Annotated in this window: 20 protein-coding genes; 17 read left to right on the top strand and 3 right to left on the bottom strand. The window is 62.3% G+C overall.

The window, feature by feature from the left end; translation table 11 throughout:
• Positions 1-195 precede the first annotated feature (195 nt).
• From uvrC to THALAR_RS09360, 14 genes are all read left to right on the top strand, one after another.
• Entirely contained in the window at positions 196-2,085 is a 1,890-nt protein-coding gene (gene uvrC / locus THALAR_RS09425; protein ID WP_040818165.1) for an excinuclease ABC subunit UvrC, read from the top strand.
• 129 nt (positions 2,086-2,214) lie between these two features.
• The gene (locus THALAR_RS09420; RefSeq protein ID WP_021101307.1) at positions 2,215-3,513 is read left to right on the top strand and encodes an acetylornithine deacetylase/succinyl-diaminopimelate desuccinylase family protein; all 1,299 of its coding nucleotides are present in this window, start codon (positions 2,215-2,217) and stop codon (positions 3,511-3,513) included.
• A 117-nt stretch (positions 3,514-3,630) separates the two neighbouring features.
• On the top strand, positions 3,631-5,103 hold the full coding sequence (locus THALAR_RS09415) for an ABC transporter substrate-binding protein (RefSeq protein WP_021101306.1): 1,473 nt from the start codon (positions 3,631-3,633) through the stop codon (positions 5,101-5,103).
• Between the two features lie 22 nt (positions 5,104-5,125).
• Positions 5,126-6,070 (top strand): ABC transporter permease, encoded by a 945-nt coding sequence (locus THALAR_RS09410; protein WP_021101305.1) that lies wholly within the window; start codon positions 5,126-5,128, stop codon positions 6,068-6,070.
• Complete coding sequence (locus tag THALAR_RS09405; RefSeq protein ID WP_021101304.1) at positions 6,067-6,876, top strand: ABC transporter permease; 810 nt, start codon at positions 6,067-6,069, stop codon at positions 6,874-6,876. The genes THALAR_RS09410 and THALAR_RS09405 overlap by 4 nt, the downstream gene beginning before the upstream one ends.
• The gene (locus THALAR_RS09400; RefSeq protein WP_021101303.1) at positions 6,873-8,426 is read left to right on the top strand and encodes an ABC transporter ATP-binding protein; all 1,554 of its coding nucleotides are present in this window, start codon (positions 6,873-6,875) and stop codon (positions 8,424-8,426) included. Before THALAR_RS09405 ends, THALAR_RS09400 begins: the two co-directional genes overlap by 4 nt.
• Before the next feature lie 13 nt (positions 8,427-8,439).
• On the top strand, positions 8,440-9,894 hold the full coding sequence (locus THALAR_RS09395; protein WP_021101302.1) for an aldehyde dehydrogenase family protein: 1,455 nt from the start codon (positions 8,440-8,442) through the stop codon (positions 9,892-9,894).
• 23 nt (positions 9,895-9,917) lie between these two features.
• Complete coding sequence (locus THALAR_RS09390) at positions 9,918-10,658, top strand: SDR family oxidoreductase (protein ID WP_021101301.1); 741 nt, start codon at positions 9,918-9,920, stop codon at positions 10,656-10,658.
• On the top strand, positions 10,658-11,626 hold the full coding sequence (locus THALAR_RS09385) for a P1 family peptidase (RefSeq protein ID WP_040818161.1): 969 nt from the start codon (positions 10,658-10,660) through the stop codon (positions 11,624-11,626). Before THALAR_RS09390 ends, THALAR_RS09385 begins: the two co-directional genes overlap by 1 nt.
• 69 nt (positions 11,627-11,695) lie before the next feature.
• On the top strand, positions 11,696-12,457 hold the full coding sequence (locus tag THALAR_RS09380; RefSeq protein ID WP_021101299.1) for an SDR family oxidoreductase: 762 nt from the start codon (positions 11,696-11,698) through the stop codon (positions 12,455-12,457).
• Positions 12,458-12,955: a gluconokinase gene (locus THALAR_RS09375; RefSeq protein WP_021101298.1), complete on the top strand. Its 498-nt coding sequence runs from the start codon at positions 12,458-12,460 to the stop codon at positions 12,953-12,955.
• Positions 12,956-12,991: 36 nt separating this feature from the next.
• Entirely contained in the window at positions 12,992-13,663 is a 672-nt protein-coding gene (gene pgsA / locus THALAR_RS09370) for a CDP-diacylglycerol--glycerol-3-phosphate 3-phosphatidyltransferase (protein ID WP_021101297.1), read from the top strand.
• Positions 13,660-13,908 carry a molybdopterin converting factor subunit 1 gene (gene moaD / locus THALAR_RS09365; RefSeq protein WP_021101296.1) on the top strand — a complete coding sequence of 83 codons (249 nt, stop codon included), beginning with the start codon at positions 13,660-13,662 and terminating at the stop codon, positions 13,906-13,908. Before pgsA ends, moaD begins: the two co-directional genes overlap by 4 nt.
• A gap of 3 nt (positions 13,909-13,911) precedes the next feature.
• On the top strand, positions 13,912-14,355 hold the full coding sequence (locus tag THALAR_RS09360; RefSeq protein ID WP_021101295.1) for a molybdenum cofactor biosynthesis protein MoaE: 444 nt from the start codon (positions 13,912-13,914) through the stop codon (positions 14,353-14,355).
• A 48-nt stretch (positions 14,356-14,403) separates the two neighbouring features.
• Here the strand turns inward: THALAR_RS09360 and THALAR_RS09355 are convergent, their stop codons facing one another.
• The 3 genes from THALAR_RS09355 to ubiA form a co-directional block, all read right to left on the bottom strand.
• A complete protein-coding gene (locus THALAR_RS09355; RefSeq protein WP_021101294.1) occupies positions 14,404-14,733 on the bottom strand; it encodes a hypothetical protein in 330 nt (109 codons plus the stop codon).
• Positions 14,726-16,603, bottom strand: a complete 1,878-nt coding sequence (locus tag THALAR_RS09350) for an OmpA family protein (RefSeq protein ID WP_021101293.1) — start codon at positions 16,601-16,603, stop codon at positions 14,726-14,728. Before THALAR_RS09350 ends, THALAR_RS09355 begins: the two co-directional genes overlap by 8 nt.
• Positions 16,604-16,675: 72 nt before the next feature.
• Positions 16,676-17,641 carry a 4-hydroxybenzoate octaprenyltransferase gene (gene ubiA / locus THALAR_RS09345; protein WP_021101292.1) on the bottom strand — a complete coding sequence of 322 codons (966 nt, stop codon included), beginning with the start codon at positions 17,639-17,641 and terminating at the stop codon, positions 16,676-16,678.
• A 12-nt stretch (positions 17,642-17,653) separates the two neighbouring features.
• Here ubiA and THALAR_RS09340 point away from each other — a divergent pair, with 12 nt between their 5' ends.
• From THALAR_RS09340 to THALAR_RS09330, 3 genes are read left to right on the top strand one after another with little or no spacing between them, the layout of a single operon-like run.
• Positions 17,654-18,379 (top strand): 16S rRNA (uracil(1498)-N(3))-methyltransferase, encoded by a 726-nt coding sequence (locus THALAR_RS09340; RefSeq protein WP_021101291.1) that lies wholly within the window; start codon positions 17,654-17,656, stop codon positions 18,377-18,379.
• Entirely contained in the window at positions 18,376-18,900 is a 525-nt protein-coding gene (locus THALAR_RS09335; RefSeq protein WP_021101290.1) for a hypothetical protein, read from the top strand. The genes THALAR_RS09340 and THALAR_RS09335 overlap by 4 nt, the downstream gene beginning before the upstream one ends.
• 58 nt (positions 18,901-18,958) lie before the next feature.
• On the top strand, positions 18,959-20,329 hold the full coding sequence (locus THALAR_RS09330) for a glutamate--cysteine ligase (RefSeq protein ID WP_021101289.1): 1,371 nt from the start codon (positions 18,959-18,961) through the stop codon (positions 20,327-20,329).
• Positions 20,330-20,345: the final 16 nt, after the last annotated feature.

The raw sequence follows: 20,345 nt of genomic DNA, 5'->3' as shown, positions 1-20,345 counted from the left end.
AAAGTTATCGTTTGAAAACAATGCCTTGAAATACTGCCTATTTTTTGTGCAGTTCAGGTTGAGGCCCAAAAACTAAGGATAATTTCCCGCTCCCTTCCATTCCCCCACAGGCTTATCCACAGGAACAGTGGAAACCTTTAGTCTTGAAACCATCTAAGCGGCATTGCAGCGAAAGTAAGGAATCACGTAGCGACCATGACGGACCCTAGGTCACCCTCTGATGATGAGCAAAAAGATGCCGTAGGGGCAACCGGTCACGCCTGTGTGCAATCCTATCTGAGCACGCTTGACAACTCGCCCGGAGTCTACCGGATGCTGGATGCGCAGCAGCGCGTGCTTTATGTCGGCAAGGCGCGGTCGCTGAAAAAGCGGGTCTCGAACTACGCCAACCCAAGCGGGCACAGCCCCCGCATTTCGCGGATGATTTCGGAAACATCGTCGATGATGTTCCTGACCACCAAGACCGAGACCGAGGCGCTGCTGCTGGAGCAGAACCTGATCAAGCAGCTCAAACCAAAGTTCAACGTGCTCTTGCGCGACGACAAGAGCTTTCCCAACATTCTGGTGACGACAGGTCACAAGTTTCCGCAGATCAAGAAACATCGCGGCGCCAAACGCGAGAAGGGTGACTATTACGGCCCGTTTGCCAGCGCCGGCGCGGTCAATCGGACGCTGAACCAGTTGCAACGCGCGTTCTTGCTGCGTAACTGTTCAGACAGTGATTTCGAGACGCGGTCGCGGCCTTGCCTGCAATACCAGATCAAGCGCTGCTCTGCGCCCTGTGTGGGCAAGGTCAGTGCGGCGCAATACGGCAAACTGGTGCGCGACGCGCAGCGGTTCCTAGCGGGCCGCTCGACCGATATGCAGGAAAAGCTGGCGGGGGAGATGCAGCGCGCGTCCGAGGACATGGAGTTCGAACGCGCCGCCGCCCTGCGCGACCGCATCCGCGCGCTGACGCAGGTGCAGACGACCCAAGGCATCAACCCGCAAGGCGTTTCCGAGGCCGACATTATTGCGCTGCATCTGGAGCACGGGCAGGCCTGTGTGCAGGTCTTCTTCATCCGCGCAAACCAGAACTGGGGTAACCGGGACTTCTACCCGAAAACAGCAAACGCCGCAGAGCCGGAGATTTTGCAGGCCTTCATGGGGCAGTTCTATTCCGACAAGGAGCCGCCGCGCCAGATCATCCTGTCCCACGGAATTGAAGATCCTGACCTGATGGCCGAAGCCTTGGGAGAAAAGATCAACCGCAAGGTCGAGATACTGGTGCCTCAACGCGGCGAAAAGCACGAGCTGGTGACAAGCGCGCTGCGCAACGCCCGCGAAAGTCTGGCGCGCAAGATGTCCGAAAGCGCCACGCAGGCCAAGCTGCTGAAAGGTGTGGCGGAGGCGTTCGAGTTGCCGGATCCGCCGAAGCGGATCGAGGTTTACGACAACTCCCATATCCAAGGGACCAACGCAGTTGGAGGCATGATCGTCGCGGGGGAGGAAGGCTTCCTGCGCAACCAATACCGCAAGTTCAACATCAAGGGAGAAGACCTCGTTCCCGGCGATGATTTCGGCATGATGAAAGAGGTGCTTCAGCGCCGCTTCAAGCGGCTTCAAAAAGAAGACCCCGAGCGGAAGACCGATATGTGGCCCGACCTGTTGCTGATTGACGGCGGCGCGGGACAGGTATCGGCCGTGCGTGAGATCATGCGGGAGATGGACGTGGACGACATCGCCATGGTGGGTGTCGCCAAGGGCGTAGACCGTGATGCGGGTAAGGAGGAATTCCACCGCACCGGCAAGCGCCCCTTCGCTTTGCGGCACAATGATCCGGTGCTGTATTTCATCCAGCGCCTGCGCGACGAGGCGCACCGATTTGCCATCGGCACCCACCGCGCCAAACGAGCCAAGTCGCAGATGAAGAACCCGCTGGACGAGATCGAAGGCGTGGGGCCGAAACGCAAGAAGGCGCTGCTGTTGCATTTTGGCTCGGCCAAGGCGGTGGCGCGGGCGAATGTGTCAGACCTGACCGCCGTAGAGGGTGTGTCCGAGGCCATGGCGCGGACTATTTACGACCATTTCCACGACAAGGGCTGAGGGATTTCGCCGCGCTTGCGCGCGTCGACAGGTCGGGGGGCCAGCCCCCCGAACCCCCCGAGGTATTTTTGGAAAAAAGAAGTTGAAGTCGGGCTTGGCAGGGGGAGCGGTTCTCCATAGCGTGGGGGTATGACCGAGCACCTCTCCCTCACCGGCCGCATTGACGGCAAGCGAGACGACCTGATCGCATTGACACAAGAGTTAGTGCGCATCCCGACGCTAAATCCGCCGGGCGATAATTACCGCGAGGTTTGCGAATATCTACGTGCCCGGCTTGAGGCGCGTGGGTTCAGTTGCGAGTTGATCCGTGCCCACGGCACCCCCGGCGACAGCGAGAAATATCCACGTTGGAATATCGTGGCGCGATATGAAGGCAAGCGGGCAGGGGACTGCGTGCATTTCAACAGCCACACGGATGTGGTTGAGGTCGGCGCAGGCTGGACCACGGACCCGTTTGGCGGTGAATTGAAGGACGGCAAGATTTACGGGCGTGGCACCTGCGATATGAAAGGCGGCCTTGCGGCGTCGATCATCGCGGTGGAGGCGTTTATCGAGCAGCACCCCGACTTCGCAGGTGCGATCGAGATCAGTGGCACCGCCGACGAGGAAACCGGCGGGTATGGTGGCGTCGCCTATCTGGCGGAGCAGGGGCTTTACAAAAACGTTCAGCACGTAATTATCCCCGAGCCTTTGCAGAAGGACCGGATATGTCTGGGCCATCGCGGCGTCTGGTGGGCCGAAATCGAGACACATGGCGAGATTGCCCACGGCTCCATGCCGTTCCTTGGCGATTGTGCCGTGCGCCACATGGGTGCCGTGCTCCACGAGATGGAGGAGAGCCTGTTTCCGGCGCTGGCGCAGAAAACAACGTCAATGCCGGTCGTGCCGCTGGGTGCGCGGTCGTCTACGATGAATATCAATTCCCTGCATGGCGGGCAGTCGGAGCCGGAGGCGGACTTTACCGGGCTGCCCTCGGCCTGTGTGCCGGATTATGCCAAGATGATCATCGACCGACGCTACCTGATGGAAGAAAACAAGGCAGAGGTCGAGGACGAGATACGCGCGGTGCTGGAGAAGGTCGCAGGCGCGCGCGAGAACTTTCGCTATGAACTGAACGAAATCTGGTCGGTCGAGCCGACTATGGCCAGCAAGGACGCGCCTGTCGTGACCTCCGTCGCCAAGGCCATAGGGGATGTGCTGGGGAAGGAGGCTGAGTATGTCGTCTCGCCGGGCACATATGACCAGAAGCACATCGACCGCATCGGCAAGTTGAAAAACTGCATCGCCTACGGGCCGGGGCTTCTGGAACTGGCCCACAAACCGGACGAATATGTGGGCGTGGATGACATGCTGGACAGCGCCAAAGTAATGGCGCTGGTGCTGGTAGATTTGCTGCTGGACCCCGAGCAAGTCACGCCTGCGCAATAAAATTTCGCCCGACTTGGGATATGCGCCGTGCTTGCGCTTGCGTACCGTGCCAATCCGCTACAAACTTCGCCGCAAAGGCGCGGGGACTCGCGTCAGCTTGAACGGAGGATACCCCCTATGACCCGCTGGATTTTTGGAACCGTGGCGGCAACCGCGCTCTTGACCGGGGCGGCCATGGCCAAAACGGACGTGACCGTCGGTCTGCAATTGGAGCCGCCTCACCTCGATCCCACATCTGCAGCGGCAGGGGCGATTGATCAGGTGCTTTACTCCAACGTGTTCGAAGGATTGATGCGTTTCGCCTCTGACGGCTCGGTCATTAATGGACTGGCCGAGGAATGGGACATTTCCGAGGACGGCAAGACCTACACCTTCAAGCTGCATGAAGGTGTCAAGTTTCACGACGGAACCGACCTCGATTCCGCCGATGTGAAATTCTCGCTCGACCGTGCGCGGGCCGAGGATTCTGTGAACGCGCAGAAAGCGCTGTTCGAGAATATCGCAGACGTCGAGGCTGTGGACCCGCTGACCGTCAAGGTCACTCTGACCGCGCCACAGGGCAACTTCCTGTTCAACATGGCGTGGGGCGACGCGGTGATTGTGGCGCCCGAGAGCATCGACGACATCAAGGTCAAACCGATCGGCACAGGTGCTTTCAAGTTTGACGACTGGAAGCAGGGTGACAGCATCACTCTGGTGAAGAATTCGGACTACTGGGGGGAGCCGGCCAAGCTGGACAAGGCCACGTTCAAATTCATCTCCGAGCCGACAGCCGCTTTTGGCGCGATGATGGCCGAGGACGTGGATGCGTTCTACAGCTACCCCGCGCCTGAAAACCTCGCGCAGTTCGAGGCCGACCCGCGGTTCACCGTGCTGGCCGGGAATACCGAGGGCGAGACGATCCTCGCCATGAACAACAAGCAAGCCCCTTTCGACAATAAGCTGGTGCGTCAGGCTGTGAGCCACGCCATTGACCGCCAGGCGATCATTGACGGCGCGATGTTCGGCTACGGCACACCTATCGGCTCGCACTTTGCGCCGCATAATCCGGCTTACATCGACCTGACCGGAAATTCCGAATACGACCCCGAGAAAGCCAAAGCCTTGCTGGCAGAGGCTGGCATGGCTGACGGGTTCAAAACCACGCTGAAACTGCCGCCCCCCTCCTACGCGCGTCGCGGCGGCGAGATCATTGCGGCGCAATTGCGCGCCGTGGGGATTGAGACGGAAATCAGCAACCTTGAATGGGCGCAATGGCTGGAACAGGCTTTCCGTGGCAAGGATTTTGGCCTGACCATCGTGTCGCATACGGAACCGATGGATATCGGCATCTACGCGCGGCCGGACTACTACTTTCAGTATGACAACCCCGATTTGCAAAAGCTGATGGCCGATTTCGATGTGGAAGCCGACGGCGACAAGCGGACCGAGATGCTGCAACAGGCGCAGACGATCATTTCCGAGGATTACGTCAACGTCTATCTGTTCCAGTTGGCCCTGACCACGGTGGTCAATGCCAAGCTGCAAGGCATCTGGCCCGACGCACCGACGCAGGCGATTGATCTGACCGCCGTTAGCTGGGCCGAGTAAACGCGGGGCATAGCGGACAACAATGCTACGCTATGCTCTCAAAAGGTTAGGCTCGCTTGCGATCTCGCTGATCGTGGCGAGCCTTGTCATTTTTGCCTGTATCGAGGTGATCCCGGGAGACCCTGCCTCCTTCATGCTGGGCATCAACGCACAGCCCGACACTGTTGCCGCCTTGCGCGAGGAACTGGGGCTGAACGCCTCGCTTGCAACGCGCTACCTGTCATGGGTCACCGGAATGCTGTCGGGCGATTTCGGCACCTCTTACACGTATCGCTCACCAGTGGCCGAGATCATCGGGGACCGCCTCTGGATATCTCTTCCTCTTGCGTTGATTGCGCTTGGCCTCACGGTCCTCATTGCCTTTCCGGTCGGCATCCTCGCCGCCACCAAACGCGGCTCTTGGGCGGATATGTCGGTCATGGGCGCTACGCAGTTGGGCATCGCCATCCCCAATTTCTGGTTCGCCATGCTCATGGTGTTACTTTTTTCGATCAACCTGCGCTGGTTCTCCGCAGGTGGCTTTCCGGGCTGGGAAAACCCGCTGGCGGCCCTCAAAGCCCTGACCCTCCCCGCCATCGCGCTGGCTTTGCCGCAAGCCTCGATCCTTGCCCGCGTCATGCGCTCCGCGCTGCTGGATACCTTGTCGGAGGACTACATCCGCACCTGCCGCGCCAAGGGTCTAACGCAGCGCCAAGCGCTCTGGCGGCACGCCCTGCGCAACGCCATGATCCCCGTGTTGACGATCATCGGCCTGCAATTCTCGTTCCTGTTGGCGGGCGCGATCATCATCGAAAACGTGTTCTATCTGCCGGGCCTCGGGAGGCTCGTGTTCCAAGCCATTTCGCAGCGCGATCTGATCATGGTGGAAAGCGTGGTCTTCTTGCTGGTCTTCGCCGTCATCATGGTCAATTTCGCTGTCGATCTGGCCTATGCGTGGGTCGATCCGCGCCTCAGGGGGCGGTCATGAGGAACCTCACCTTCGGCCTCATCCTCACCACAATTTTCGCAATCGGCGCTTTGGTCTCCTTCGCCTGGACGCCCTATGACGTCACCGTTCTGGAAATTGCCAACAAGCTGAAGCCCCCGACCGCCGCCCATTGGTTCGGCACCGACCATTTCGGGCGCGACATCTTCTCGATGATCATGGTCGGCGCACGCACTTCCATCGCCGTGGCTATCGTCGCCGTGGTGATCGGCATGGGGCTAGGTGTGCCCCTTGGCCTTGCCGCCGCCGCCCGCAAAGGCTCGCTTCTGGACGAGGTCATCATGCGCGGCAACGACTTGATCTTCGCTTTTCCCTCGCTGCTGATCGCCATCCTGATCACCGCCATTTTCGGCCCCTCTGCCGTCAACGCCATCATCGCCATCGGCATATTCAACATTCCCGTTTTCGCCCGCCTGACACGCGGCGCGGCGCTGTCTCTTTGGACGCGTGACTACGTGCTGGCGGCGAGGGTCGCAGGCAAGGGCGCGACCCGCATTTCAGTCGAGCATATCCTGCCCAATGTCGCCAACCTGCTGATCGTGCAAGGGACGATCCAGTTCTCGTTGGGCATTCTGGCCGAGGCCGCCTTGTCCTATGTTGGCCTAGGTGCGCAGCCCCCCACGCCAAGCTGGGGCCGGATGCTGGCAGACGCGCAAACCCTGATCGCGCTCGCCCCCCATGTCGCCCTGTTCCCCGGCTTCGCCATTCTGCTCACCGTGTTGGGGCTGAACCTTGCCGGTGACGGCTTGCGCGACGTGCTGGACCCGAAACTGAGGGTGCTGCGATGACCCTCCTGTCCATCGAAAACCTGTCTTTGTCGATCCGAGGTATTCCGATCCTTCGCGACGTGTCGCTGTCGTTGAACCATGGCGAAATCCTAGGTGTCATCGGCGAAAGCGGCTCCGGCAAGTCGCTGACGGCGTTCTCGGTCCTGCAACTTTTGCCGCGTGGCACGACCTGTGAGGGGCGCATAAACTTGCTTGGCGAAGACGTGCTGACCAAGTCTGAAAAGGCCCTCTGCGCGATGCGGGGCCGCGACGTGGGCATGGTGTTTCAAGAGCCGATGACCGCGCTGAACCCCGTGCAAACCATCGGCGCACAGGTGGCAGAAACCATCCTGATCCACGAGCCCCAAACCTCCAAGGTGGACGCCATGGAGCGTGCCGCCCATGCCCTGACCCGCTGCGGGTTGCCCCAAGACAGGTTCCCCCTCGGCCGCTACCCGCACGAGATGTCCGGCGGCCAGCGCCAGCGCGTGGTGATCGCCATGGCGATTGCCTTGCAGCCGAAACTGCTGATCGCGGACGAGCCGACGACGGCGCTCGACGTGACCACGCAGGCCGAAATCCTCGACCTGCTGGCGCGGCTGGTGCGCGAGGATGACATGGGGCTGATGCTCATTTCTCACGATCTTGCCGTGGTCAGCGACATGGCTCACCGCATCGCGATCATGAGAAACGGTGAGGTGGTGGAGGAAGGCGGCGCGGATCTGCACCGCACCATGACCCACCCCTACACCAAGGCGCTGTTCGCGGCGTCCAGCCACCAGCCCGAACGCAACGCCAGCCCAGAAGATACACCGCTGCTGGAGGTCAACGACGCTATCCGCGACTACACGCTGCCACGCAAAAGCCTCTTCGGTTCGGCGGATACTTTCCGCGCCGTGAACGATGTGAGTTTCCAGATCAAGCGCGGTGAAAGCCTTGGCCTTGTGGGCGAAAGCGGCTGCGGAAAATCGACCTTGACGCGGGCAATCCTCGGGCTGGAACCATTGCAAGGCGGCACCATCCTGCTCGACGGCCAACCCGTTGGACCGCAGGTGCGCCGCAAGATGCAGGTCGTGTTCCAAGACCCCTATGGCAGCTTCAATCCGCGGCACAAGGTCGCCCGTCTGGTGTCCGAGCCGTTCCATCTGTTGGGCCGCAAAGCCACCGACGCCGAGATCGACGAGGCGCTCATGTCTGTCGGCCTCACTCCCGCCGACAAGACGAAATACATCCACGAGTTCTCCGGCGGCCAGCGCCAACGCATCGCCATCGCACGCGCCCTTATCATCAAGCCCGAACTCATCGTACTGGACGAGGCCGTATCGGCCCTCGACGTGTCGATCAGGGCGCAAATCCTCGATTTGCTGGCCGATCTGTCGGACCGGTTCGGCCTGACATACCTTTTCATTTCCCACGATTTGTCCGTGGTTCGCGCCATCACCGACCGCTGCCTCGTCATGCAATCGGGCAAAATCGTCGAAGAAGGGCCGACAGAACGCCTGTTCACCGCGCCCGCGCACCCCTACACTCAAACCCTGATAGCCGCCGCCCCGACGCTTCCTGAGTCATAGAAAGGCCAATCTAATGAGCATCCAAGACATCTGGTTCGATACCGCCCTGTGTTTCATCGGCGGTGCATGGGTTGACCCGGCGGAGGGGCAGACACTTGAACTTGAGAACCCGTCTACGGGCGACGTGATCTGCCTGATCGCCCGTGGCCAGCAAGACGATATTGACCGCGCGGTGACCGCCGCGCAGGAGGCCCTGCAAGGTCCATGGGCCCGCATGACCGCCCCCGAACGCGGGCGCATCCTTGCCCGCATCGGCCAGTTGGTTCTGGAGAACGCTGACAGGCTCGCGCGGCTGGAGGCCATGGATGTCGGCAAGCCCCTGAAGCAGGCCAAAGCCGACGCTCTCGCGCTGGCTCGCTACATGGAATTCTACGGTGGCGCGGCCGACAAGTTGCACGGCCACACGATCCCCTATCTCGACGGCTACACTGTCTACACCCTGCGCGAGCCGCATGGCGTCACCGGCCACATCATCCCGTGGAACTACCCCATGCAGATCATCGGGCGGTCTGTCGGTGCGGCGCTGGCCATGGGCAACGCCGCCGTGCTGAAACCGGCGGAGGAGGCTTGCCTGACCGCCTTGGCTTTCGCCGACCTCGCCCGCCAAGCGGGCCTGCCCGAAGGTGCGTTGAACGTCGTGCCGGGTCTGGGCATCGAGGCCGGGGCCGCGTTGTCGGGGCATTCCGGGGTCAACCATATCTCCTTCACCGGCTCCGTCGGCGTCGGCAAGCTGATCCAGCGCCTGGCGTCAGAGCATATCGTCCCCGTCACGCTGGAGCTTGGCGGCAAATCCCCGCAACTGGTATTCGACGACGCCGACATCGACGCGGCGCTGCCGTTCTTGGTGAACGCAGGGGTGCAGAACGCGGGCCAGACCTGCTCCGCCTCGTCTCGGATCCTTGTGCAACGCGGCGTGTTTGACGAGGTGCTGGACCGCATGGCCGCCCGCTATGGCGAGTTGCAAGTCGGTCCCGCCATGGCCGATCTGGACGTCGGTCCCCTGATCTCCGCCCGCCAGAAAGAGGTGGTCGAGGGCTTCCTTGCCCATGGCGCATCACTGGAAAAAGCCGCCCAAGGCCAGATCGTGGACAATGCGCCTGCAGATGGCCACTACGTCGCCCCGACATTGTTCGCAGGCGTCAGCCCCGGCCACATCCTCGCGCAGGAAGAAATCTTCGGCCCCGTCCAGGTGGTGATCCCATTCGACGACGAGGCCGAGGCGCTGTCCATCGCCAACGGCACCCAGTTCGGGCTTGTCGCCTCCGTCTGGTCCCGCGACGGCGCGCGGCAGATGCGGCTGGCGAAAGCCCTGCGCTCGGGGCAGGTATTCCTCAACAACTACGGCGCGGGCGGCGGAGTGGAATTGCCCTTCGGCGGCACCGGCCTGTCCGGCCATGGCCGCGAAAAAGGGTTCGAGGCGCTCTACGGCTTCTCCACCCTCAAAACCGTGGCCGCCTTGCACGGCTGAACTGAACATAAGGGAGACATCACATGCGTCTTGAAGGAAAAACAGCAATCGTCACCGGCGGCGCGTCGGGCTTCGGCGCAGGCATCGCACGCAAATTCGTGGCCGAGGGCGCCAATGTCATGATCGCAGATCTGAACATGGCAGATGACTTGGTGGCAGAGCTTGGCCAAAACGCCCGCGCGGTGGAGACCAACGTCGCCCAAGACGCCAGCGTTCAAGCCATGGTGCAAGCCACGCTCGATGCTTTCGGCAGCATAGACATCCTGATCAACAACGCAGGCACCACGCACCTTCCGACCCCGATGGAAGACGTCTCCGAAGACGACTTCGACAAGGTCTTCGCGGTGAACTGCAAATCCGTCTACCTGACCGCCAAACACATCGTTCCCCTGCTTAAGAAGCAGGGCAGCGGGGCCATCCTCAACGTCGCTTCCACCGCAGGCGTCAGCCCGCGCCCGCGCCTGAACTGGTACAACGCCTCCAAAGGCTGGATGAACACCGCGACGAAGGCCATGGCGGTGGAGCTTGCCCCCGAAGGCATCCGCGTCAACGCGATCAACCCCGTGGCGGGCGAGACGCCCTTGCTCAAGAGCTTCATGGGCGAAGACACGCCGGAAATCCGCGCCAAGTTCCTGTCCACCATCCCCTTGGGCCGCTTTTCGACGCCCGAGGACATGGCCAACGCCGCCTGCTTCCTCTGCTCCGACGAGGCGTCGATGATCACCGGCGTCTGCATGGAAGTCGATGGTGGGCGTTGCATCTGATGAAGGTCGGTCCGCGCAACCTGATCACCGATGTGGCGGGCCTGAAGGTCGGCCATGCGCAGGACGACGCCCTGAAATCCGGCGTCACCGTCCTGACTGCGGACGCGCCTTTCATGGCGTCGGTCCATGTCATGGGCGGCGCACCCGGCACGCAGGAAACGGACCTGCTCGACCCCGATAAATCCGTCGAAGCCGTCGACGCGCTTGTCCTCTCCGGCGGCTCCGCCTTCGGGCTGGACGCCGCCTCTGGCGTAACAGCTGGCCTGCGCGCGCAGGGGCGCGGCTTCGCGGTCGGCGACGTACGCGTGCCGATCGTCCCCGCTGCGATCATCTTCGATTTGCTCAACGGCGGGCGCAAGGACTGGGGCGAGAACCCCTACGCCAAACTGGGCCGCACAGCACTCGACAACGCAGCACAAGACTTCGCTTTGGGGTCGGTCGGCGCTGGCACAGGTGCCACCTCCGCCACCTACAAGGGGGGGCTGGGTTCCGCCTCCATCATCCTCGACGATGGCGTCACCGTTGCCGCCATCGTTACCGCCAATCCCATCGGCTCGGTCGTCACGCCCGAGGGAAAATTCTGGGCCGCACAGTCCGAAATCGACGCCGAATTCGGCGGTCTTGGCGGTGACCCCGCTTCTTACGGCGCGGTCAGGCTGTCCCTGAAAACCGACGCGGGCGAGGGTGCGAACACCACCATCGCCATCGTCGCCACCGACGCAAAATTAACGAAACCGCAAGCCAAACGCATGGCCGTCGCCGCTCATGACGGCATGGCGCGGGCCATTGTGCCGTCGCACACGCCGATGGACGGCGATCTGGTTTTCGCTGTCTCCGCTGGTGACAAGCAAGGCGACCCGCTGATGATTGGTCACGCCGCCGCGACCTGCCTTGCCCGCGCCATCGCCCGCGCGATCTTTGAGGCGACCCCCGCCGAGAACGACCCGCAGCCCTGCTTCAACCCATAAACATAAGCGCTTTTCGATGTGCCGTTTTTCGTGCCACTATGCCAGCGCTAACATTTCAAGGATGACACCATGACCAAGGGCGCCGCTCTTTTCGACCTCACAGGCAAGCGCGCACTTGTCACCGGTTCCTCTCAGGGCATCGGCTACGCCTTGGCCCAAGGGTTGAAGGATGCAGGCGCCGAGATCATTCTGAACGGCCGCGACGAGGCCAAACTCGGCGCCGCCGCCAAGGCGCTCGACACGCCGCATACGCTGGCATTCGACGCGACTGATCACGAGGCCGTTCGCAAGGCGGTGGACACTTTCGAGGCCAACACCGGCCCCATCGACATCCTGATCAACAACGCAGGTATGCAGCACCGCACCGAGCTGGAAAACTTCCCCGCCGACGCGTTCGAGAAGTTGCTGCAAACCAACATCGCCTCCGTCTTTCATGTCGGCCAAGCCGTCGCGCGCCACATGATCGGGCGCGGCGCAGGCAAGATCATCAACATCGCCTCGGTTCAAACCGCACTGGCCCGCCCCGGCATCGCGCCCTACACTGCCACCAAGGGCGCGGTGGGCAACCTGACCAAGGGCATGGCGACCGATTGGGCCAAGCACGGACTGCAATGCAACGCCATCGCGCCGGGCTATTTCGACACCCCGCTGAACGCGGCGCTGGTCGCCGACGCCGACTTCTCCGCGTGGCTGGAAAAACGCACCCCCGCAGGCCGCTGGGGGAATGTGGACGAACTTGTTGGTGCGGCAGTGTTCCTGTCCTCGCCCGCGTCCAGCTTCGTGAACGGGCATATCCTTTATGTCGACGGCGGCATCACGGCGTCGCTCTAGATGCTGAAAGCCATCGTCATGGGCGTTGCGGGATCGGGAAAATCCTCGGTCGGACATGCCGTGGCGGATCACTTGGGGGCGGTCTATTTCGACGGTGACGACCTCCACCCGCAAAGCAATATCGAAAAGATGGCCGCAGGTTCTCCGCTCGACGACACCGACCGCGCTCCATGGCTCGACAAGGTGGGTGCGGCACTGATGCACGCGGACAGCCCGACATTGATCGGCTGCTCTGCCCTAAAACGCGCCTACCGAGACCGCATCCGCGCAGCGTGCCCGCAGGCGAAATTTGCCCACCTCATCGGCGACCGCGGCGTGATTGAGGTTCGCATGTCCGCCCGCACCGGCCATTTCATGCCCGTCAGCCTGCTCGACAGCCAGTTCGCCACGCTGGAGCCCTTGCAGCCCGACGAGGCAGGGTTTGCAGTCGACATCGCGCAGGATTTCCACGCAGTGGTGCAGCAAATGGTCACCCGCCTGAGCCGACCGAACTCGTGACTTCCCCCCGGCGCGACCCTCCGCTACACAGGTCGCATGACGTGGAACCTTCCTAATATCCTTACGCTTCTGCGTTTGTTGGCGGCCCCGGGCGTGGCCGTCATGTTCCTGTATTTCCAACGGCCATGGGCCGACTGGTTTGCGCTGATCCTGTTCGTTTCCGCTGCACTGACCGACTGGATCGACGGCTACCTCGCGCGTGCGTGGAAGCAGGAAAGCAAGTTCGGCGCGATGCTGGACCCGATTGCAGATAAGGCCATGGTGATTATCGCGCTGCTGGTGATCACCGGCTTTTCCGGCATGAACCCCTGGGTGCTGCTGCCGTCCACCCTGATCCTGTTTCGCGAGGTGTTCGTCTCCGGGCTGCGTGAATTCCTTGGCGACACGGCTGGCTTGCTGAAAGTGACCAACCTGGCGAAGTGGAAAACCACCGCGCAAATGACCGCCATTGCGGTGCTGTTCGCCACCGGCCTGTTCGAGCATGAATTTCTGGATCGCACCTCCGGCATGGATAACGAGACGCTGGACGCGATCATGTCGGGCGCAGCCGACGACCCGCTTGGCCTGACATGGTTCGCAGGTGCCGCAGAGATCACTTTCAACATAGGCGCCGTCCTGCTCTGGGCTGCGGCGCTTCTTACTTTGATTACCGGATGGGATTACCTGCGCAAGGCAATGCCATTCCTGCGAGAGGAGGCAAAATCATGATCGACGTTCTCTATTTCGCGTGGGTGCGCGAACGCATCGGCATCCCGAAAGAAAAGCTGGAGACCACCGCCACGACGGTGATGGATCTGGTCGAGGAACTGCGCGCGCGCGAGGAGCGCTACGCGCTGGCGTTCTCCGACCTGTCCGCCCTGCGCGTCGCGGTGGATCAGGACCTGTCCGATTTCGACGCGCCCCTGAGCGGTGCCCGTGAAGTGGCGTTCTTCCCGCCCATGACAGGCGGCTAAGCCATGCGCGTGCTGGTTCAGGAAGCCCTGTTCGACGCGGGGGCGGAACTCAATGCCTTCGCCAAGGGCGACACCGATATCGGTGCGGTGGTCAGCTTTACAGGTGTGACCCGCGATGTCTCCGGCGGGCTATCCCGCATGCTGATAGAACACTACCCCGGTATGACCGAACGCGCCCTCACGCAAATCTGCGAAGAGGCGCAGACACGCTGGAGCCTTGCAGATGTGCTCGTGATCCACCGGTTCGGCACCATGGAGCCGGGTGACAACATCATGATGGTCGCCACCGCGTCGCGGCACCGCGCTGACGCCTTCGCAGCGGCGGAGTTCCTGATGGACTACCTGAAATCCCGCGCGCCGTTCTGGAAGAAAGAGATCACCGCAGACGGGTCGGAATGGGTCGCGGCAAAAGACAGCGACGAGGATGCGCTCGACCGCTGGTCGTAATACGCTTTCCGCTTCATCTTGGCAAAAATATTCCCGCCGGAGGCCCCGTCAGGCGCCTTGGTTCGTCCGCTCGATATAGCCGCGCAGCTCTTCAGCCTCATGGCGGGCGTCGCGCAACCCGTCCATTGCTGCCCGCAACTCCGCCTCGGTCTGTGACAGCTGGTTGCTCAGCTCCGCCTCGCGCTGTTGCAGGTAGGTGATCGCTTGGTCGCGGGTCTCTTCCGCGTCGTGCAAGGCCTTGGCCATCTCGTCCAGTTCCGCCACATCCGCCGTCGTCACGCGGCTGAACCGTTGTACCAACCAGCAGGTAAACCAGCCGACGCAGAATGCCAGAAACAGGATGAAGGCGGTGGCGATAACGAATTCGGTTCTATTCACTGGATGTCTCGGTTTCTACTTCCGGAGCGTCGGTCTCGTCCTCGTCTGTGGCCGCAGCGCGGGCGTCTGTCAACAGCTTGAACTCGATCCGGCGGTTGGCCTCGCGGCCCTCGGCGGTGTCGTTGTCGGCAATCGGATCTTCTTCGCCATAGCCCTTGGAGGTCATGTTGCTCGTCAACACCCGCCGCGCCATGAGCGCCGCCCGAACCGAGTCTGCGCGCTGCTGGCTCAGTGCTGCGTTCATCTCTTCACGGCCCTGGCTGTCGGTGTAGCCGCCGATTTCCATCTTCACGCGCTCGCATTGCTTCGCAATCTCCGCGATCTTGTCGATGGTGCGGCCAGCCTCTTCTGTAATGTCTGACGACGACGGCTCGAACACGATCTTTGACGTGGCCAGAATTGTGTTGATCCGCGACACGCATTCCTCTGGCGTGGGGATATTCAGCGTCTTGTCCAGTAACTCGTCATACCGCACGTTGACCTCGAAATTCTCCGCATCCCCGAGCTTGTCGGCCAGTGTTCGCGAAATGGTGTCGGAGGCCGACTTGTCCCCCGTCAATCCGCGGATTTCAACGTAGTCTTCCTGCACGATGGCGCTGCCGCTTTCCAGCGTGCCCAATGCCTCCAGCGCGGCCAGCACGCGCACCGGCCAGCTTTCCGGCAGGTCCTCGTCGTCGCGGGTCGCCAGATACACCTTGTCGCTACCGAACTGCGCCCGCGCGAAGGAGCCTACGATCTTCTTGATTCCGTCATCGGGCAGGCGGCCCCGCAATTGCACCAACCCTTCGGGGCTGCGGGTGGCGACGAATTCGACCACTGCGTCGTTGCCCGTGCCGTCTACGACAACCTTTTCCGGCAGCACTGCATGCAGCGAAAAGACCTCCGGCAGGGCGGCGTCGACTTCGCCGACCACGCGGTCAAATGTGCCTTGGCTGGTGCTGTCCAGTGCCACCATGGTGACGTCGGCGTCCGAGAAGGTCAGCGACCCGCCGCCCATGTCCTTCAGCCCTGCAATGGCGACCTCGACCGCCTTGGTCCAGTTCGGGGATGGCACACCCAGCCCGATTGCGCATTCCGGTTTCTCGATCTTGCCCGCATCGCTTGCCGCGCGGATGATCCGCGCCTTGGAGGCCTCGGTGTCGGCCGAGCAGGCGTCGAACGCGGCATTGCCCTCCGCGTCCAAGGTGAAGCGCAGCGTAAATGGCGTGATCACCGGTCGCGGGGCGGAAATGTTCAGCAGCAACCGCACCCCGTCAGGGGCGCTGCGGGCAAGCTGCGACTCGATCCGGCGCTTGCTTTCGGGGCTGTCGGAAATGGCGGTGATCTCTATCAGGTCAGCCATGACGGAAATCTTGGACCGCTCCAGATCGCGTAGCGCCTGAATGGCGTAGCTCAGGGCGTTGTCCCAGTTTTCCGGCACGGGGTAGTTGGCGGTCTCCAGCAGGTCGGTGATGCCAGTGCCTTCGGCGACGTCTTTCAATTGGTCGGCGATGCCGTCGCCCTCCTCGAAGGGGGGGATCAGGCCGATCAGCGAAATGCCCTCGCCGTTGCGCAGCATTTCGACCGAGAAGCGCGGTGCCTCGATCTTCTCGCGGGCTTTGACGTCCATGTTGTCCACGATGCGGTCGGGGTCGACCACGGTGCCCACGGCAGACACCACGCGAAAGCGCGTGGCCTCGTCGGGGGCCTCGCCGCCCAACGCCACAAGAAGCCCGTCGGTGGTCACGGTGGTCCAGTCGTGCTGCCCGTCAATCAGTTTGGAGGTCACGACCTCCGACGACCGGTCCTCGATCAGTCCCGCAGAAATCCATGCCCCCCCGATAGACAGGACGGCAGCAATGCTGAAAGCGGCAATTGTCTTTAGTCTCATACGGTTCGTCTACCATTGCAGGTGCGGAGAGCGCCCCGGTTCACTCGTAGCGGGCGCGGGTGGGTTGTTCAATCAAAGCAACGCGGCAGCGGCAAGAAACAGCGCAGGTATCAGCCCCGCATCACGATTGGACCGGAACAGGCGCATGCACACCTCCCAGTCCTCGGTGTCCAGTTGGCGCAGCTGCCAGACCATGTGCCAGCCAAACCCCCAAGCACCCACAAGCGCAAGGGACAGCGCCATAACATTGGCGTGAGGCACCAGCGCCACGATGATGGCCGCCGCCATCAACAGAACCGAGAGTGCCATAAACAGCCGCAACCACCAACCGGAGTCCTCGCCGAACAGCCGCGCGGTCGATTTCACGCCGATCAGCGCGTCGTCTTCCTTGTCCTGATGGGCGTAGATTGTGTCGTAGAACAGCGTCCACGCGATGCCCGCCAGATACAGGATCACGGGCGCGAGGCCCAGCGAGCCGGTATGTGCCGTCCATGCCAGCAACGCGCCCCAGTTGAAGGCAAGGCCAAGGAACACCTGCGGCCACCACGTAAACCGCTTGGCGAACGGGTAGATGGCGACGGGCAGCAGGGCCAACACGCCCAAGGCGATGGCGGCCCAGTTGAACGTCAGCAGGATGCCCAGCGACACCAGCATCTGCACTACCATCCAGGCCACGGCACCCTTGACGCTGACCTGCCCCGAGGGGATCGGGCGCGACTTGGTGCGTGCCACCTGCGCGTCGATCTTGCGGTCGGTTATGTCGTTCCACGTACACCCCGCCCCGCGCATCAGAAACGCGCCCAAGGCGCAGCCGGTGATTATCCACAGATCAAACCAGCGCAACCCCGCAGGGTCTCCGGCAGCCGCCAGAAGCACGCCCCACCAGCACGGCAATAACAGCAACCACGTCCCGATAGGCCGGTCCGCACGGCTGAGCCGCAGGTAGGGCCGCGCAGCCTTAGGGGCCCAAGTGTCGACCCAATTGCGATCCACCGCGTCGATCACTTGCCCCTCTGGCGTTTGGCTGGTCTCGGTCATAAGGTCGGCCCCATGGAACGCGCGAAAATCAGGTTGTTTGTAGAGCAGCCATTGGGGCAGGGCAATTCGGTCCCTATGACGCAGCCGCAGGCGAATTATCTCTTTAACGTCATGCGCCTTGGCGTCGGTGACGTGGTGGCCCTGTTCAACGGGCAGGACGGCGAATGGACCGCCCGCGTCGTCGACGCCGCCAAACGGCGCGGCATGGTGGTCTGCGAGCAGCAAACGCTGCCCCTGCAAACGCCCCCCGACCTGTGGCTGCTCTTCGCGCCGATCAAGAAGGCCCGCACCGACTTTATCGTAGAAAAGGCCGCCGAGATGGGTGCGGCCAAGGTGTTCCCCGTGCAGACCGACTACACCAATTCCGACCGCATCCGGCAGGACAAGCTGCAAGCCCACGCCATTGAGGCCGCAGAGCAATGCGGCGGCACCTACGTGCCGGAGGTGGCGAATATCAAGAAGCTCTCCGCCATGCTCGACGCTTGGCCCGAAGACCGCCACCTGCTGTTCTGCGACGAATCCATGGTGGGGGAGCCGTCGCGCCTCCAAGACCTGCCCCAAGGCCCGTGGGCCATCGTCATCGGCCCCGAAGGCGGCTTCTCCGACCGCGAGCGTGACGCGCTGCGCAGCCATCCGAATAGTCACCCCATTAGCCTCGGCCCCCGCATCCTGCGCGCCGATACCGCCGCCGTCGCGGCGCTGGCGCTGTGGCAATCCGCGTTGGGCGACTGGGCATGATCCGTCCCGAAATCGTCGACCTGTTCTGGCGCTATTTCGAGCTGCTGATCGGCATTGCGATCGTCGTGATCGGCGTGATGATCTTCAACATCCGTGGCTTGTTTTGGCAGGGGATCGGCGGCGTATTCTTTATCGCAGGGCTGGCGTTTTCTTGGACGGCTTGGCGACGTGCGCGCCTTGCCCCCAAACGCCATGATGGCCCCGGCGTCGTCGAGGTGGACGAGCGCCAGATCACCTATTTCGCCCCCCTTGGCGGCGGGGCGGTGTCGATCAACGATCTGGCCCGCGTGACGATCCTGACCAACGATCAAGGCCCCTTTTCCGAAGACGTCCACTGGCTGCTGGAGGAAAACGGCGGCTCCCGCCTGTTGATCCCGAACTCCGCCGAAGGGGCGGCGCAGCTGTTCGACGCGCTGTCCGCGCTCACGGGGGTCGACTACGAGGCCGCCATCCGTGCCATGGGGACAACGGAGCCTGACAGCTTTGTGATCTGGGCGAAAGAGCCGGCTCGCCTGCATTGACATCCCCCGCAATTCCCCGCACCCCTAGGTGAAATCGAACTCAGGCGGAGCCTCCGATATGTCTATTCCTCAATCCGGCGGCGGCCTGATCACCGACCATTCCCAACTGGCGCAGCTTCTGGAAGACGGCTGCAAGCCCAAGCAGGACTGGCGCATCGGCACCGAGCACGAGAAATTCGGCTACTGCCAGGACACCCACAAACCATTGCCCTACGAAGGCGAGCGCTCCATCAACGCTGTCCTGTCCGGCCTGCGCGACCGCTTCGGCTGGGCACCGGTTGAAGAGGGTGGCCACCTGATCGGGCTAACGAAAGAGGGCGCGAATGTCTCGCTGGAACCCGGCGGCGCGTTGGAGCTGTCGGGTGCCCCGTTGGAAACCGTCCACCAGACCTGCGATGAGGTGAACAGCCATCTGGCCGAGGTCCGCTCCGTCGCTGACGAGATTGGCGTCAAGTTCATCGGGCTGGGGGCCGCCCCCGAATGGACGCATGACGAAATGCCCCTGATGCCCAAGGGCCGCTACAAGCTGATGAACGACTACATGGAAAAGGTCGGCACCATGGGCACCGCCATGATGCGCCGCACCTGCACCGTGCAGGTGAACCTCGACTTCGGGTCGGAGGCCGACATGGTGCAGAAAATGCGCGTAGCGCTGGCCTTGCAACCCGTAGCCACCGCGCTGTTTGCCAACTCGCCGTTCTTCGAGGGCAAGGTGAACGGCCACAAATCATGGCGCTCCCGCATCTGGCGCTCGCTCGACCCCGACCGCACCGGCATGTTGCCTTTCGTCTTCGACGAAGGCATGGGGTTCGAGGCATGGGTGCAGTGGGTGCTCGATGTGCCCATGTATTTCGTCTACCGCGATGGCAAATATATCAATGCCTTAGGTATGTCGTTCCGCGACTTCCTCAAAGGCGAATTGCCCGCCTTGCCCGGCGAAAAGCCGCTCTTGTCCGACTGGGCCGACCACCTGACCACGGTGTTCCCCGAGGCCCGCGTCAAGCAGTTCATCGAGATGCGCGGCGCGGATGGTGGCCCGTGGCGGCGTCTATGCGCCTTGCCCGCCTTCTGGACTGGCTTGTGCTATGATCAAACCGCGCTCGACGCCGCGTGGGACGTGGCCAAAGGCTGGGATGCCGAAACCCGCGAGGCATGGCGCGTCGCGGCGTCCGTCGATGGTTTGGCGGCCGAAGTGAACGGCATGAAGATGATCGACCTCGCCCGCGAGGTGGTGAACATCTCCGACTCCGGCCTGAAAGCCCGCGCCAAACCCGGCGCTGGCGGCTTGGTCCCCGACGAGACGCATTTCCTCAACGCGCTGAAGGAAAGCATCGAGACGGGCCAAACCCCCGCCGACGAGTTGCTTGCCAAGTATCACGGCGAATGGAATGGCGACCTGAGCCGCATCTATGACGAGTACAGCTACTGATCGCGCTCAGCTCGCA

It is taken from the genome of Litoreibacter arenae DSM 19593, assembly GCF_000442275.2.
GTDB lineage: Bacteria > Pseudomonadota > Alphaproteobacteria > Rhodobacterales > Rhodobacteraceae > Litoreibacter > Litoreibacter arenae.
The sequence above is the reverse complement of the archived record's forward strand: the minus strand, read 5'-3'. Positions and strand labels throughout refer to the sequence as shown.

What these genes read in the sequence shown, in the direction of transcription:
- THALAR_RS09330 (WP_021101289.1), top strand. Translation starts at nt 18,959, where the DNA reads ATGTCTATTCCTCAATCCGGCGGCGGCCTGATCACCGACCATTCCCAA.
- THALAR_RS09340 (WP_021101291.1), top strand. Translation starts at nt 17,654, where the DNA reads ATGGAACGCGCGAAAATCAGGTTGTTTGTAGAGCAGCCATTGGGGCAG.
- THALAR_RS09360 (WP_021101295.1), top strand. Translation starts at nt 13,912, where the DNA reads ATGCGCGTGCTGGTTCAGGAAGCCCTGTTCGACGCGGGGGCGGAACTC.
- pgsA (WP_021101297.1), top strand. Translation starts at nt 12,992, where the DNA reads ATGACGTGGAACCTTCCTAATATCCTTACGCTTCTGCGTTTGTTGGCG.
- moaD (WP_021101296.1), top strand. Translation starts at nt 13,660, where the DNA reads ATGATCGACGTTCTCTATTTCGCGTGGGTGCGCGAACGCATCGGCATC.
- ubiA (WP_021101292.1), bottom strand. Translation starts at nt 17,641, where the DNA reads ATGACCGAGACCAGCCAAACGCCAGAGGGGCAAGTGATCGACGCGGTG.
- THALAR_RS09390 (WP_021101301.1), top strand. Translation starts at nt 9,918, where the DNA reads ATGCGTCTTGAAGGAAAAACAGCAATCGTCACCGGCGGCGCGTCGGGC.
- THALAR_RS09385 (WP_040818161.1), top strand. Translation starts at nt 10,658, where the DNA reads ATGAAGGTCGGTCCGCGCAACCTGATCACCGATGTGGCGGGCCTGAAG.
- THALAR_RS09380 (WP_021101299.1), top strand. Translation starts at nt 11,696, where the DNA reads ATGACCAAGGGCGCCGCTCTTTTCGACCTCACAGGCAAGCGCGCACTT.
- uvrC (WP_040818165.1), top strand. Translation starts at nt 196, where the DNA reads ATGACGGACCCTAGGTCACCCTCTGATGATGAGCAAAAAGATGCCGTA.
- THALAR_RS09350 (WP_021101293.1), bottom strand. Translation starts at nt 16,603, where the DNA reads ATGAGACTAAAGACAATTGCCGCTTTCAGCATTGCTGCCGTCCTGTCT.
- THALAR_RS09400 (WP_021101303.1), top strand. Translation starts at nt 6,873, where the DNA reads ATGACCCTCCTGTCCATCGAAAACCTGTCTTTGTCGATCCGAGGTATT.
- THALAR_RS09375 (WP_021101298.1), top strand. Translation starts at nt 12,458, where the DNA reads ATGCTGAAAGCCATCGTCATGGGCGTTGCGGGATCGGGAAAATCCTCG.
- THALAR_RS09395 (WP_021101302.1), top strand. Translation starts at nt 8,440, where the DNA reads ATGAGCATCCAAGACATCTGGTTCGATACCGCCCTGTGTTTCATCGGC.
- THALAR_RS09335 (WP_021101290.1), top strand. Translation starts at nt 18,376, where the DNA reads ATGATCCGTCCCGAAATCGTCGACCTGTTCTGGCGCTATTTCGAGCTG.
- THALAR_RS09405 (WP_021101304.1), top strand. Translation starts at nt 6,067, where the DNA reads ATGAGGAACCTCACCTTCGGCCTCATCCTCACCACAATTTTCGCAATC.
- THALAR_RS09420 (WP_021101307.1), top strand. Translation starts at nt 2,215, where the DNA reads ATGACCGAGCACCTCTCCCTCACCGGCCGCATTGACGGCAAGCGAGAC.
- THALAR_RS09415 (WP_021101306.1), top strand. Translation starts at nt 3,631, where the DNA reads ATGACCCGCTGGATTTTTGGAACCGTGGCGGCAACCGCGCTCTTGACC.
- THALAR_RS09410 (WP_021101305.1), top strand. Translation starts at nt 5,126, where the DNA reads ATGCTACGCTATGCTCTCAAAAGGTTAGGCTCGCTTGCGATCTCGCTG.